Raw genomic sequence first — 14,105 nt, 5'->3', positions numbered from 1 at the left:
CGAGCGAGCTGCTATGCGGGCGGCACCGGGGAGCGGAACCACTGGACGGTCTCGGCCAGCCCCTGCTCCAGGGGAACGGGCTCGAGACCGGCGAACAGACTCCTGAGCAACCCGTCGTCGGCCTGGGAATCGCGCACATCGCCACGTCGGGGCGGCTCGTGGCGGATCTCCACCGCCAGCTCCAGGGCCTTGGCGAGGTGATGGGCGAGTTCCAGGACACTGACCCGGGTGCCGAAGGCCAGGTTGACCGGGCCGGCACAGGTGACTTTCCGCTCGACGGCGTCGGCGAGCACCCGGGCGACCGTTCCGACGTAGGTGAAGTCGCGGGTCTGGTGGCCGTCGCCGAAGACCGTCAGCGGTTCACCGCGCAATGCGGCGTCGATGAAGGCCGGGACGACCGCGGCGTAGGCGTGGCCGGCGGGCTGCAGCGGGCCGTAGACGTTGAAGAAGCGGAAGCAGAGGGCCGGAAGCCCGAAGGCCGATCCGTAGGCGAGCACATACGACTCGGTCGCCAGCTTGCTGGCGGCGTAGGGGCTGAGCGGGCGGGTCGGCAGCCCCTCGTGCTTGGGCAGGTCGGTGATCGAGCCGTACACCGACGAGGACGACGCGGCGACCACGTGGGCGTGGCTGCGACGGCAGGCTTCGAGTACGCGCACGCTTCCGGTCGCGTTGACCTCATGGCTGGCAAACGGATCCGCGAGGGAACGCGGCACCGACGGCCGCGCGGCCAGATGGACCACGGCGTCGGCCCCGGCCACCACGTCCTCGAGCAGGTCGCGGTCGAGGATGCTGCCCTCGACGAGCTCGACGTCCGTGCCCGCGAGATTGTCCGCGCTGCCCGTACTCAGGTCGTCCAGGACGACGACCCTGCCGACGGTGGGACGGGAGGCCAGTTCGCGGCACAGGTTGGCTCCGATGAACCCGGCCCCTCCGGTCACAACGACGTTCAACGGCATGCACCTTTCAGTAGGAGGGCCTACCACCAGCCGCGCTCAGCGGCGATGGAGGCGTAAAGGTCGTGGGTGTCCCGCACCAGGCGCTCGGCCCCGAACTGCTGCGCCGTCACAGCGCGTGCCTGCTCCCCGAGCCGGCGGCGGAGCCGGTCGTCGCTGAGGAGCCTGACGGTCCGGCGGGTGAGTTCTTCGGCGTGGGGCCGGGCCAGGAGCCCGGTCGTCCCGTCCCGGACCACCTCCGCCACGCTGCCCACGTCCGTCGCCACGGCCGGCACTCCGGCCAGTCCGGCCTCGATCAGGCTGACCGGCATGCCCTCGTTGTCCGAGGTGAGCAGCAGCATGTCCGCTGCGGCGTACACGGTCTCCACGTCCGCGCGCCAGCCCAGCAGGTGAAGGGCGCCCCGAAGGTCGGTGGCCGACTCCAGAACGCCGTGCAGGTCTCCGTGCCCGCACACCACGAAGCGGACGGTCGGCACGGCGCGTCGCACGTCGCGGGCCACTGCCAGGAACCGGTCAGGCCGCTTGATCCCGGTGATCCTCCCGACATGGGCCACGACGAGGCCGTCTTCCGGAACGCCCAGCCGCCTCCGCGCCTCGGTGCGTCCGGGAGCGGGTGCGGCCGTGGTGCCGGGCGGCACCACGGCGTACTGCCGAGGCCGGCCGATGCCGGCGGCCAAGAGGTCGTCGCGGACCCTGCGTCCCACCGCCACCAGACGGTCGGTGACGGCCGCGAAGCCACGCTCGGCCTGTACCACGAGCCGGGTCTTGTTCGGCGAGAAGTAGCCCTGCAGAAGGTGGCCGTGGTACGTGTGAACCCTGGCGGGCACCCGCGCCAACACGGCCGCCGCACGTCCGAGTGCTCCTGCCTTGGCGGTGTGCGTGTGAACGATGTGGGGCCGGAACCGGCGCATGGCCGCGGTCAGTTCGGACAGCGCACGCAGGTCGTCGGTGGGCCGTACGGCCCGGCCCAGTGTGGGAACGCGGCAGACCTGGACGTCCGGGGCGCGCTGCTCCACGTAGTCGGCCTCGTCCGGGCCGACGAAGCCCGCGAAGAGCCGGTGGTCGAACAACTCGCTGTCCAGCCCGCGCATCAGCGTCGAGACCTGGAGGGCCGGACCGCCCACGTTCATCCGGGCGATGACCCGCATCACGCGGATCCGGGACGGGGCGGCGTCGCTCGTGCGACCTCGGGCAACCACCATTCAGCCTCACCGCGTTCCTGTCCCAACCGCTGGTTAGGGCACTGATACGAGATCACGACGGGCGCTCATGTTTGCCGTGTACGGGGAAGCTCGGACGCCGACGCGCCGCCTGCCGGGGGAGCGACACACTTATGGCCCAGGCACCGTGTGCCGAACCACCCGTCGGGGGACATCGCGGCTCCAGAATGTCGCAAGGCGCCGTCCTGTCCTGTGCGCCATGTCACATCACCTGAAACAGACGATCCACGTGTGATGCCGTTGCCGCGGATCGCGGAGGGATCCAGTGAGGCGGACCGCATTCACGATGGCCGGTGTGCACCTGGCCGGCATCATCGCCACGGCGCTGCTCTTCGCTCTGGTCTGGGCCGGGCGAACCGGACTCGCCCTCAGCATTCTGCTGCCCTCAGCAGTGGTGCTCTTCCTCGTCATCGCCCCGCCCCGGCTGATCGTCCTCATGACTGCCGTCGTGGTGGTGATCAGCCCGACGGCCTGGCCGCACCTCGGCGGACTGGGGGGAGCCGACATCTACCTGGGCGACGTGCTCCTGGTGCTCTTCGCACTCGCCGGGCTGCTGCGCGTCCGTCACCGTGGCGGCACGGGCGTCCTGGGGGTGGTCGGTGCCTTTGTGCTCTACGGCGTGGTGCGCGACATGCTGGGCAATGACACCGAGGGCACGGTGACGTTTCTGCGCATCATGGAGCCCGTCGTGGCCAGCACAGCCGTAGGGCTCTTCCTGCCCCGTGGGTTCAACCTGTGGCATACCGTCCGGTGGGCACTGCTGGGCGTCTTTGCGACGATGCCCCTCCTCGGTGACACAGGGATCCGCTGGTCGGGCCTGCCCGGCGGCCCCAACGAGGTCGCTCTGCTCGCTGCCGTACTGGTGGTCCTCGGCGCCGCGGCCACCAGCAAGCCGGTCAGATCACTGTTCGTTCTGGCCGGTCTCTGCGGGATGGTCGGAACCCGCGGGATCACGGCTTCCGTCGCCGCGCTGGCCGGAGTCACCGTGCTCAGCCTGGGGCGACGCCGCGGCGAGAAGGGCTTTGTCCACCCGCTCACACTCGCCTGTGCGGCCGTGGTCGCCTGTCTGGTGATTCCCGTGATCCGACCCGACCTGGACGTGACCGTCCAGGTGCACACCACCCTGGCCGATTCCTTCTGGTCCGCCATCGAGTCGACCAACCCCCTGGTCGGCGGAGGCTGGTCGGTCGTGGACGGTCAGGCGCTGGCGAACGCGTACCGGCACACGAACATCCGTGGTCTGCACAACGTGTACCTGGACATGGCCGTCTTTCTGGGCGTCGTCGGACTGGGGCTGTTCCTCCTCGTCCTGTGGCGCGTATGGCGCACTGGCGACCGGCTGACCCGCGCGGTGCTCGTCACGGTGGCGGTGTGGTTCCACACCACGGGAGCCTTTCCCGGTGTGGGCTGGGGGGTCCTCGGTCTGACGGTGGCCTGTATCGGTCAGGTGCGGAGGAGCGCCATCGCGGACGGTGTCGCTCCGAGCGGAGTCGTCCGCGGCCCCGGGGAGCCGGTTCCGGCGGTGAGTTCTGCGGCGGTGCATCGCGCGAGGCCGGCCGCCGGGGCTCTGGGCGCGTAGCGGCAGCCGGAGCGCGCGCCCTGTGGGCTCCCGGTACACGGGGCCGGCGCTTGGTGCGGCTCCTCCAGGAGTCCGGCGCGGCTTGCCCGTACGCCGTTGGGGTGCACCGGTCTTCCGGAGGGGCTCGTCGGCGCCGTCGCCTCGCCCCGCTGTGCGACGCTGAGGTGAACGCCGCGATCTCGGGGGCCCTGGGTGGACGACAGGGATCGGGGTGACGTCCGGCCGCATGGCCACCAACCGCGTCACCAGGGCACGGGTTCGCTGTCGGGCTGCTCGATCGCCTCCGGTGCGGACACCGGCGTCGTCACCCTCATCGGCGGTCCTTGCAACCGGCCCGGCGCTTGCTCTGTACGCATGTGGGGGCCTTCGCGTCACCGACGTCATGCCCGGCGGGCAGGGCGTCGCCGGAAACCGGCACCGCAGTCGCCGCTGATCGTTTCCCGAGAGGAAGACGTGATGTTCTGCAGTAATCCGATGTTCGAGCGCAGCCTGTTCGTGGGGGCTCATCTGGACGACATCGAACTGGCGGCCGGAGGTACCGCCGCTCGCCTGGTCGAGACGGGGGCACAGGTGCGTTTCCTGGTGATGAGTCCCTCGGACTACACCAGTTACGACGGGAGCCACTTCCGCGAGGCGGACGTGGCGGTGGAGGAGGGCCGGGAAGCCGCCGCGACGCTCGGGGTCAAGGACGTCGATGTCCTGTCGTTCCCCGCCAAGGACGTGGAGAACCACTCGACGGTCGTGGAGTCGATCAACAAGGTGGTCGACGATTTCCGCCCCACCATGGTGTTCACACACTGGCCGTTCGACACCCACCGGTCCCACGCCAACACCGCGCTCGCCACCATCGCGGCGAGCCGGTACTACAACTCCGTCGTCATGTACGAGCCCATCACCCCGTCGGGGCGCAGCTATGTCGGTTTCCGCCCCCAGCTCTACATCAACATCGACGACACCATCGAGAAGAAACTGCAGGCCCTGCGTCAGCACAAGTCGGAGTACGCCAAGTACGGCGAGCAGTGGATCGAAGGGGTCGAGGCCCGCTCCCGCTACCGCGGTTACGAGATGCGCGCCCGGTACGGCGAGGCCTTCGAGGTCTCACGGCTGGAAGGCGTCCTTGTATGAGGGTCACCGTCCACCAGCCCGAGCACCTGCCGTGGCTCGGTCTCCTGGCCAAGGTCGCCGCGTCGGACCTGTGGGTCGTCCTCGACTCCGTGCCGTACCGAAAGAACTACTTCCAGAACCGTAACCGGGTCCTGCTGGACGGCCGGCCCACCTGGCTGACCGTCCCGGTGACCGCACCGTTCGGCACGCGGATCAGGGACGTGCGGATCTGCGAAGTGCCCTCCTGGCGGCGCCGCTACCGTGGACGCCTGACACAGGCGGTGACCGGGACCAGGTGCGCCGACCGTGCCGGAGACCTGCTGTCGCTCGTCGACGCCGCACCGCCCGGTGGGTCCCTGGCCGATCTCAACCTCGACATCGCTGACTGGCTGCTGGCGCAGTTCGACGTCAAGGTGCCGATGGTCCGCGCCTCCGAGCTCGACGCCACGGGGTCCAGCACCGAACTGCTCGTCAGCCTCTGCCGGGCGACGGGCGCCGACGAGTACCTGTCGGGTCCTTCCGGCCGTGACTACCTGGACCTGGACGCCTTCGCCGAACACGGGATCACCGTGAGGTTCTTCGACTTCGACCACCCGCTGTACGCCCAGGGCGGCGAGCCGTTCGTACCGTGTCTGTCCGCCGTCGACGCCTGGTCGCGGCTGGACCCGGCCGAACTGCCGCGGCTGCTTTCGGGTTTCCGCCTCAGTGCTTCATGACCGCGGTGAGCGGGGCCGGCAGGGCGAGCAGGGCCTCGTGTGCGGCGGGTGGTCCGCGCGCCCGTCGGGCCGAACGGTGGTGAATACGCCGTGGGGGTGCACCGGCCTTCCCGGGCGGCTCGTCGGGGCGGGTCGTGCCTTGCGCCGTGGCAGTCTGGCGAGGCGAAATCACCACCTGGCCCGGAGACTTGAGATGCACGGCAACCTGGGAGCGGTCTTGAGCACGCGGCGCGAGCCGGAACTGTGCCGCTTGGCGGACCTACCGGAGGACACGCTCGCTCGGCTGGTGGAACTGGAAGAACGTGTGCACCAGCAGAGTGCCCACTACGACGACCGGCCGTGGGCGCTTGGGAACTTCGCACGCCCGCTGCCGGACAAGGGGCGACTGAGCCTCGTGGCCATGGTCTCGGCAAGGCCGGTCGGGTTCCTTGTGGCGTCGCGGCGGCCGGAGGGCGTGCATGTGCACCGTGTGGCGGTCGCGCCGGAACATCAGGGCACCGGGATCGGGTCATGGCTGCTTGCGCGCCTGCTCGCCGAGGCGTCGGGCGTGGTCACGATCAACTGCGATCCCGGCAACCGGCCGGCGCTCCTGCTGTACGCGCGGGCGGGGTTCCGCCTCACGGGCACGACTCCGGCCGGGAAGTTGTTGCTCTCCACCCGACCGCTCGCCCCCACCGGGCAGCTGCGCGTCTGGTACCTCTTCACGACGGCGGGGATGCGGAGCGGGCACGCGGCACATGTCCCCGGGCTCGTCGACGCCCTGTCGCGTACCTGCACTGCGACGGCCGTGCGGTACGGCGACCCGGCGGACCTGCCGCCGCTGCGCCCGAGCCCGGGCTGGGCGCGAGCGTTTCTCCGGCTGGTGCGCAGGGCACGGCGTGAGCGGGTCGATGTCGTCTTCGTCCGCATCCACTGGAAGCTGGCGGCTCTGCTGTGGCTGGCCGGGCGGCTCGGGGGCGGATGGCGTGTGGTGCTGTGGTCCTCGGGTGGCGCGGGCGTCGTCCCGGGGGCGCGCCTCGGACTGCGTGAGCGCGCCGGCCGGGTGGTCCACCGGTGGGTGCTGCGACGGGCAGTCGACGCGGTCGTCACCGGACCGCCACGTCTCCTCGACCAGTACGCCGACCGTTACCGCCTCGACCCCGACCGGATGCTGCTCGCCTGCAACGACGTGGACGGCGGAGCGCTGCGGGACCAGGTCGCCTCCGTGCCGGAGCCGGACTGGCAGCCGGTCGTGAGGCGTTGGCTCAAGGCTCCGCACCGCTTCGTCTACGTCCACGGTCTCGACCCCCTCCGCGGCGCCGACCGCCTGCCGCAGCTGCTGGCGCGGATCCGCCGTGAGCTGCCCGAAGCCGAGCTGCTGGTGCTGGGGGACGGGCCACTGACCGCACGCCTGGACGGGGAACAGCTGCTTATGGCCGGGCGGGTGCCGAACGATGTCGCCGTCCGGACCATCGCCGAGGGGCACTGCCTGGTCGTCCCCTCCCGCCAGGAGGGATTCCCCCGCGTGTTGCTGGAGGCCATGGCGCTCGGGGTTCCGTGTGTCTCCTTCGACGTGGGCGGCTGCTCGGACGTCATGGGAAAGCTGGCAGACCGGTACGTGGCGCCCGACGGCGACATCGATCGGATGGCCGCGCTGGCCGTCGCGACGGCCCGGGTCCCTGCTTGCGCGCAGACGCGGAAGGAACTGGTGGAAAGGGCCGCTGTGTTCGACACGCGGCCCGTGGCCGCGGCCCTCGCCGCGACGCTCCGGTGTCTGAGCGCCCAGGGAGTCGCTCCCGCCGCCTGGCTGTCGCGGTCGCTGTGGCGGCCGGCGTTCTCCGGAAGGGACTGATGGTGGAACGACAGCGCATCACCGTCGTGACCATCTCGGGTCACCGACAGCCCGGAGTCGAGGACTCCGCCGACTTCCGGTCGTGGAACGCGCTGGCCGACCGGCTCGGTCACGCGTGGTGCATCTGGGCGGGCCCGCACCTGCGGTGCGACCGCGGTTCGATGCAGGTCGTCCGGCATCCGCGCCGCCCGGGGCCGCGGTCCCTCCTCTGGGTCGTCAAGTCCGTCCGTCTCGGGGTGGGGCTGGCTCGGGCGGCCGCCCGAGCGGGCGAGACCGTCGTCCTCAACGGCGCCGAGCCCTGGGGGTGGCTGGCGGCCTGGGCGGTGTCACGGATCGTCAGGCGACCATGGCTCATGGACGTTCACGGCGATTATCTCGGTCTGCCCGTCGCCTCTCTCGGCCGCTGGCGGAAGGCGGTTCTGGAGCGGGCCGTCCTCATGTTCGCCCGCCGGGCCACCGAGCGCAGAGTCGTGGCCCGGTCGATGGCCGACGCCTTGTCGCGGCGAGGTATTGCGTCCGCTTTCGTGCCGCCGCGGCTTCAGCAGGTCTGGGAGGATCCCCCCGTCCGCACCGGCCCGCCGCCGAGCGAACCGGGTCCCTCCATCCTCGCGGTCGGCCGCCTCGTACCGTCCAAGGGATACGACATCCTCCTGGCGGCCCTCGCCAGGCTCGTCGAGACGGTTCCTGCGGCCCGGCTGCGCATCGTCGGTGACGGTCCGGAGAGGACGAGGCTGACGGCCCTCGCGGAACGGCTCGGCCTGACGGGCAGGGTCACGTTCCTCGGCGCCCGCGGCGTCGAGGAGGTGCGTGAGGAGTACGCGCGTGCCGACCTCTTCGTCATCTCGTCGAGGGACGAAGGGCTGCCGAGAACCCTGCTGGAAGCGGCGTCCGCGGCTGTCCCGGTCGTGGCCACCCGGGTCGGTGGTATTCCGGCCGCCGTGTCCGGCTGGCCGGGCATCGTGCTGGTCCCGCCGGACGTCGGCGGGCTGACAGAGGGGCTGCGCCGTGTGACGGCCTCCCCGCCCGGACCCGAGGACCTGGCCGCCGTCCGACGGAAGGTTCTCGCGGTCCACGCCTTCTCCACCAACCTGGACCAGCTCGGCCGTCTCTACCACGACATCACGGACCGGGCCGCGGTGTAGCGACCGCGGTCGCCCGCGCCGCGCCGCGACGACGCAGCACGTGCGCCGGATTGCCGGCCACCATGGCGAACTCGGGGACGTCGTGCGTGACGACGGAACCCGCTCCGATGACGCTGCCGGAGCCGACGGTCACCCCGTCCAGCACGATCGATCGCGCCCCGATCCACACGTCGTCCCCGACGACAACGCCTCGCGCGGTGATCGGCTGGCGGCGGATCGGGAGGGTGAGGTCGTCGTATCCGTGGTTGAAGGCGACGATGACGACACCGGTCGCGATACGGCAGCCGTCCCCCATCGTGATCCCGCCGGCGCCGTAGAGGACGACGTGGTTGTTCAGTGAGCAGTCGCTGCCGATGGTGATGGAACCGCCCTGCGGAACCAGTTCCACGTGGCGGCCGACGAGGGTCCGCTGTCCGACGGCGATGCGGGAGTGCTCCTGGAGGAGCGCCCTCGGCGAGATGTACGCTCCGGCTCCGATGCGCGCACCGCGCAGCCGGGGGGGAACGTTGGCGCACGCGCGCAGCCACCTCACCGCACAACCCCCTTGTGGAACGCCATGGGTTGCTGCTTCCTCTCGGTCGTCTCAGCCGCCGTGTGCCCTGGCGCGCCTGCGCGCCTGCGCGCCGACGCGTCGGGCGGCCTGCTCGTAGACGGACCTCGGCAGGGCCACTCTGGCGACCGAGGCCGCCCAGACGTACGGCGGCCGGTGAAGGCCGAGCCGGTAGCGGAACGCTGCCGGGCCCCCGGTGTTCCGGGGGGTGCTCACGGTCGTCAGCCACTGCCTCACCGCGTGACTGCCACTGGCGCCGGACAGGGTGTCCGGGGTGACGAAGTGGTGGTTCCGCTCGCGCAGCCGCCGTTCGACCGCCTCCTGCCGGTGTGCCTGACTGGGGATCTTCCGCACGTCGAAGTCCACATAGACGCTCTTCAGCCGCTTGCTCAGGCCGCTGTCGAGGAGGTCCTCGAGGACGTCGCACTCGCTTCCCTCGCAGTTGAGTTTCAGGTAGACCTCGTCGTCCGGCGTCGTGTTCTGCGAGAGCCAGTCCGATGCCTTCACCAGGGCGATGGTCTGGGACCGGACGTGCGAGTCGAACTGCTTCTTGTCGGCGTACACACTCGCCCCCAGCAGACCCGTGCCGTAGAGGGTCGCCTTCCCGGTCCTGTTGGACAGCCCGGCGGGCACGACATGCACCCGGGTGTCGCGGAAGCCGCGCAGGATACGACGACAGGACTCGGCCGGCTCGAAACAGTAGATCTTGTCGAAGGCCCATCGGGGGTCCAGGGCGACCTCGAGGGTTTCGCCGTAGTGGCCGCCGACATCGAGAAAGATACGCATTGTCCGTCGCCGCCTCTCATGCCGCAGCGTGTCGGGCACCGGCCGGCACGCGGTCGGTGAGTCGGGTCGAGTGCTGTTCGATGCGCTCCGTGAGCGCGACCGGGGACTGGTGACCGAGAGCGCGTCCGGGGCTGCCGAACGCTCCCGGTGACCTCGGTGGCGCGTCCGCCCGTAGGGGGTGTGCCGCCATCACCGGAAAGTACGGAGGCCGGAATCCGTTGCGGGCGATTGCGACCGTTTTCATGCCGCCCGAGGCTATCGGCGCCCCAGTGTTCGGGAGACCGTGACTCGGGAGTCGTACGGGTGATTCCTTCTTGTCGATCGGCGGCGGACTTGTCGATCGGCGGCGGACTGATACGGCCGACGGACGCGTCCTTCGCGGCGGAGCACCGAGACGTTGTCCCCGCCGCCCGCGGCGAAGGCCTGCGCCCGGCGCCCCCGGTTGGAGGGTGTTTCCCCACCGGTTCGGCCATGTCGTCAATGACCGTCGGCCACGGTCGGTTCCTTTGCGGTGGAGATGAAGGGGGAGCAGCTGTCCAGGCGCAGTCGATACCAGTCGTTGACGCGCTGTGCGACCCGGGACCAGTCCAGCTCCGCGGCCGCCCGCAGCCCGAGTTCACTCATCCTGTTCCGGGCCGACTCGTCGTCGAGTACGGCGCCCAGGACACGCACCAGACCGTCCTTCGACCCCGAGGGGAAGACCCGGTAGGCCTCGCGGACGGCGATCACCGGATCGAGTGAGGCCTCCGAGGACACCACGACGGGCGTGCCGAGCGCCATCGCCTCCAAGGCGGCCGTGGGCACGCCTTCACCCTTTCCGGGCAGTCTGCGCGACGCCAGCACGAACACTTCGGCCCGACGGACCAACCGGTAGATCTCCCGCCGGTCCAGCTGACCGGCCAGTTCGACACCCGTGCCGGCCGCCGCCAGCCGGGCGAGGCGGTCCCGCTCCGGGCCCTCGCCCGCGATCACCAGGCGCATCCCGGGCCGACCGTGAGCCAGTTCCTGGAACGCACGGATGAGCAGCTCGTGGTTCTTCACCGGGTCCAGCGCGCCGACGCCGACGATCAGACCGCGCTCACGGGATCGGGCATCGGCCGGGCCCGGCATGGCGGACAGCTCCAAGCCGCTGGACATCGTGAGGATGCGCCTTCGGTCCACACCGCGCGCCACGAGATCGTCCGCCGTCGACGACCCCAGGGCGATGAACGCCTCCACATACCGGAAGGCCTGTCGGGCAAGCCATTGATGCCGGTGGGCCAGCGCCCCGTGCACGGTCAGGAACAGGGGAAGGCCCAAACGCCGGCAGACCGGCCCCAGCCAGGCCGTCTCGATGTGGTCGCCGTGAAGGTGTACGAGGTCGGCGCCGTGGTCCTGGGAACCGCCGCAGAGGCGCCCGACCGCGGCAGCGGTTTCCACAGCGAAGGCGGACCGGTCGGACACCGGCGCCAGCATCCGCGACCGGGCGGTCCTCCGCAGTGGCAGCCGGGTGGCGCCTGCCGGCACTGCCGCGCCGTGCCGGAACGACATCGTCACCCGGTCGCCGTCGACCACCTGGCGCCGCGTCAGACACTCGACATGGCGTTCCAGCCCACCCGGGAAGGGAGGGACCCGGTAACTCACCCGCACGATGTGCATCGCCGCGTTTCTCCACCTCGCAACGGAATCTCACCGCAGGATCGCGGCCCGGCGCGCACCCGCCGCCCCGCCGCGCCGGTCCTCACCGGAAAGGACCAGCGGCCGGGCCGTGCGGTCGGTGAACCGGCCGGGTGCGGGACGGCGGGCTTTCCGGGGACGCGGGCACACGGACGAGGGGCCCGGATCGCCTCCTGCGACCCCGGCCCCTCGTGACGGTACGGGCCCTGCTACTTCACGGGCTCCGGCTCGGAGGTGCTGTCCGCCTCCGACGTGCCCGCCGGGGGTTCGTCCACCGGCGTCTTGACGGAGTCCAGCAGCAGCTGGGCGACGTCCACGACCTGGATCGACTCCTTCGCCTTGCCGTCGTTCTTCTTGCCGTTGACCGAGTCCGTCAGCATGACGAGGCAGAACGGGCAGGCGGTGGAGACGATGTCCGGGTCGAGGGAGAGGGCCTCGTCCACGCGCTCGTTGTTGATGCGCTTGCCGATCCGCTCCTCCATCCACATGCGGGCGCCGCCGGCTCCGCAGCAGAAGCCGCGCTCCTTGTGGCGGTGCATCTCCTCGTTCCTGAGGCCTGGGACCTTGCCGATGATCTCGCGTGGGGGCGTGTAGATCTTGTTGTGGCGGCCCAGGTAGCAGGGGTCGTGGTAGGTGATGATGCCCTCGACCGGGGTCACCGGGACCAGCTTGCCCTCGTCGACCAGGTGCTGGAGCAGCTGGGTGTGGTGGATGACCTCGTAGTCGCCGCCGAGCTGCGGGTACTCGTTGCCGATCGTGTTCAGGCAGTGCGGGCAGGTGGCGACGATCTTCTTCGCCGACTTCGGCTTCTTCGTCGACGGGTCCTCGTCGTCCTCGCCGAACGCCATGTTCAGCGCGGCCACGTTCTCCATGCCGAGCTCCTGGAACAGGGGCTCGTTGCCCAGGCGGCGGGCGGAGTCACCGGTGCACTTCTCGTCGCCGCCCATGATCGCGAACTTGACGCCCGCGATGTGGAGCAGTTCCGCGAAGGCCTTCGTGGTCTTCTTGGCGCGGTCCTCCAGGGCGCCGGCGCAGCCGACCCAGTACAGGTACTCGACCTCGGTGAGGTCCTCGACGTCCCGGCCGACGACCGGCACCTCGAAGTCGACCTCCTTGGTCCACTCCAGGCGCTGCTTCTTGGCCAGGCCCCAGGGGTTGCCCTTCTTCTCCAGGTTCTTGAGCATCGTGCCCGCCTCGGACGGGAACGCGGACTCGATCATCACCTGGTAGCGGCGCATGTCGACGATGTGGTCGACGTGCTCGATGTCCACCGGGCACTGCTCGACGCAGGCGCCGCAGGTGGTGCAGGACCACAGGACGTCCGGGTCGATGACGCCGTTCTCCTCCACGGTGCCGACCAGCGGGCGCTCGGCCTCGGCGAGGGCGGACGCGGGAACGTCCTTCAGCTGCTCCTCGTTCGCCTTCTCCTCGCCCTCCATGGTCTTGCCGCCGCCGGCCAGCAGGTACGGCGCCTTGGCATGGGCGTGGTCGCGCAGCGACATGATCAGCAGCTTGGGGGAGAGCGGCTTGCCGGTGTTCCACGCGGGGCACTGCGACTGGCAGCGGCCGCACTCGGTGCAGGTGGAGAAGTCCAGCAGGCCCTTCCAGGAGAACTGCTCGACCTGCGAGACGCCGAAGACGTCGTCCTCGCCGGGGTCCTCGAAGTCGATCGGCTTGCCGCCGGAGGTCATCGGCTGCAGTGCGCCGAGGGCGGTGCCGCCATCGGACTCGCGCTTGAACCAGATGTTCGGGAAGGCGAGGAAGCGGTGCCAGGCCACACCCATGTTGGTGTTCAGGCTCACCGTGATCATCCAGATCATGGTGGTGCCCAGCTTGATCATGGCGGCCAGGTAGGTCAGGTTCTGCAGCGTGGTGAGGCTGAGACCCTTGAACGCCACGACCAGCGGGTAGGAGGCGAAGTACGCGGCCTCGTAGTGGTCGACGTGGTGGAACGCGCCTTCGAGGCCACGCAGCACGTAGATGGCCAGGCCGATGACCAGGATGACGTACTCGACGAAGTACGCCTGGCCCATCTTGGAGCCCGCGAAGCGGGACTTCCGACCGGGCCGCGAGGGCAGGCTCAGCAGACGGATGACCATCAGCGTGGCGATGCCGAGGGTGGTCATCGCGCCGATGAACTCGATGTACATCTCGTACGGCAGGAACCCGCCGACGACGGGAAGGGTCCAGTCGGCCTGGAAGAGCTGCCCGTAGGCGTTGATGATGGTCGGTGGGAGGGTGAGGAAGCCGATGGCCACGAACCAGTGGGCGACGCCCACGATGCCCCATCGGTTCATGCGTGTGTGGCCGAGGAACTCCCTGACCAGGGTCACGCTGCGCTGGTAGGGGTTGTCGGTCCGGCTGCCGGCAGGCACGGGCTGACCGAGCCTGAAGTACCGGACGAACTGACCGATGGCGCGTGCGAGCAGCGCAACGCCGACCACGGTCAGCACCAGCGACACGATGATCGCGGCGAGTTGCATTTGGGGGCTCCTCGGGCCTGCGAGGCGGTTTCCGTTCCTCCGATGTACTTCCTGTGTACTCGAAGGAGTGATTACTAAGCAGTAA

General features: G+C 70.1%; 11 protein-coding genes. 5 read left to right on the top strand and 6 right to left on the bottom strand.

The features are described from left to right. Window positions 1–11 precede the first annotated feature (11 nt). Window positions 12–950 (bottom strand): NAD-dependent epimerase/dehydratase family protein, encoded by a 939-nt coding sequence (locus AC5WS8_RS29565; RefSeq protein ID WP_496106558.1) that lies wholly within the window; start codon window positions 948–950, stop codon window positions 12–14. A gap of 26 nt (window positions 951–976) precedes the next feature. Continuing rightward, window positions 977–2,155, bottom strand: coding sequence for a glycosyltransferase (locus AC5WS8_RS29560; protein ID WP_496106557.1), 1,179 nt, complete (start codon window positions 2,153–2,155; stop codon window positions 977–979). Window positions 2,156–2,438: 283 nt separating this feature from the next. Here AC5WS8_RS29560 and AC5WS8_RS29555 point away from each other — a divergent pair, with 283 nt between their 5' ends. From AC5WS8_RS29555 to AC5WS8_RS29535, 5 genes are all read left to right on the top strand, one after another. After that, window positions 2,439–3,752 (top strand): hypothetical protein, encoded by a 1,314-nt coding sequence (locus tag AC5WS8_RS29555; protein WP_496106556.1) that lies wholly within the window; start codon window positions 2,439–2,441, stop codon window positions 3,750–3,752. A gap of 474 nt (window positions 3,753–4,226) precedes the next feature. After that, the gene (locus AC5WS8_RS29550) at window positions 4,227–4,877 is read left to right on the top strand and encodes a PIG-L deacetylase family protein (RefSeq protein WP_496106555.1); all 651 of its coding nucleotides are present in this window, start codon (window positions 4,227–4,229) and stop codon (window positions 4,875–4,877) included. Next, a complete protein-coding gene (locus tag AC5WS8_RS29545) occupies window positions 4,874–5,572 on the top strand; it encodes a WbqC family protein (protein WP_496106554.1) in 699 nt (232 codons plus the stop codon). Before AC5WS8_RS29550 ends, AC5WS8_RS29545 begins: the two co-directional genes overlap by 4 nt. A gap of 217 nt (window positions 5,573–5,789) precedes the next feature. Beyond that, on the top strand, window positions 5,790–7,403 hold the full coding sequence (locus AC5WS8_RS29540; RefSeq protein ID WP_496106553.1) for a GNAT family N-acetyltransferase: 1,614 nt from the start codon (window positions 5,790–5,792) through the stop codon (window positions 7,401–7,403). Further along, window positions 7,403–8,545 (top strand): glycosyltransferase, encoded by a 1,143-nt coding sequence (locus AC5WS8_RS29535; RefSeq protein ID WP_496106552.1) that lies wholly within the window; start codon window positions 7,403–7,405, stop codon window positions 8,543–8,545. Before AC5WS8_RS29540 ends, AC5WS8_RS29535 begins: the two co-directional genes overlap by 1 nt. Here AC5WS8_RS29535 and AC5WS8_RS29530 read toward each other — a convergent pair. The 4 genes from AC5WS8_RS29530 to AC5WS8_RS29515 all read right to left on the bottom strand — a co-directional run bounded on the left by AC5WS8_RS29530 (window position 8,523) and on the right by AC5WS8_RS29515 (window position 14,020). After that, window positions 8,523–9,077 carry an acyltransferase gene (locus AC5WS8_RS29530; protein ID WP_496106551.1) on the bottom strand — a complete coding sequence of 185 codons (555 nt, stop codon included), beginning with the start codon at window positions 9,075–9,077 and terminating at the stop codon, window positions 8,523–8,525. The genes AC5WS8_RS29535 and AC5WS8_RS29530 overlap by 23 nt on opposite strands. Window positions 9,078–9,128: 51 nt before the next feature. After that, entirely contained in the window at window positions 9,129–9,881 is a 753-nt protein-coding gene (locus AC5WS8_RS29525) for an FkbM family methyltransferase (protein WP_496106550.1), read from the bottom strand. Between the two features lie 477 nt (window positions 9,882–10,358). After that, window positions 10,359–11,519, bottom strand: a complete 1,161-nt coding sequence (locus tag AC5WS8_RS29520; protein WP_496106549.1) for a glycosyltransferase family 4 protein — start codon at window positions 11,517–11,519, stop codon at window positions 10,359–10,361. Between the two features lie 227 nt (window positions 11,520–11,746). Then, complete coding sequence (locus tag AC5WS8_RS29515) at window positions 11,747–14,020, bottom strand: (Fe-S)-binding protein (protein WP_496106548.1); 2,274 nt, start codon at window positions 14,018–14,020, stop codon at window positions 11,747–11,749. Window positions 14,021–14,105: the final 85 nt, after the last annotated feature.

This window comes from Streptomyces sp. PTL18, assembly GCF_059510295.1.
The sequence above is the reverse complement of the archived record's forward strand: the minus strand, read 5'-3'. Positions and strand labels throughout refer to the sequence as shown.

What these genes read in the sequence shown, in the direction of transcription:
- AC5WS8_RS29560 (WP_496106557.1), bottom strand. Translation starts at nt 2,155, where the DNA reads ATGGTGGTTGCCCGAGGTCGCACGAGCGACGCCGCCCCGTCCCGGATC.
- AC5WS8_RS29550 (WP_496106555.1), top strand. Translation starts at nt 4,227, where the DNA reads ATGTTCGAGCGCAGCCTGTTCGTGGGGGCTCATCTGGACGACATCGAA.
- AC5WS8_RS29545 (WP_496106554.1), top strand. Translation starts at nt 4,874, where the DNA reads ATGAGGGTCACCGTCCACCAGCCCGAGCACCTGCCGTGGCTCGGTCTC.
- AC5WS8_RS29535 (WP_496106552.1), top strand. Translation starts at nt 7,403, where the DNA reads ATGGTGGAACGACAGCGCATCACCGTCGTGACCATCTCGGGTCACCGA.
- AC5WS8_RS29525 (WP_496106550.1), bottom strand. Translation starts at nt 9,881, where the DNA reads ATGCGTATCTTTCTCGATGTCGGCGGCCACTACGGCGAAACCCTCGAG.
- AC5WS8_RS29520 (WP_496106549.1), bottom strand. Translation starts at nt 11,519, where the DNA reads ATGCACATCGTGCGGGTGAGTTACCGGGTCCCTCCCTTCCCGGGTGGG.
- AC5WS8_RS29515 (WP_496106548.1), bottom strand. Translation starts at nt 14,020, where the DNA reads ATGCAACTCGCCGCGATCATCGTGTCGCTGGTGCTGACCGTGGTCGGC.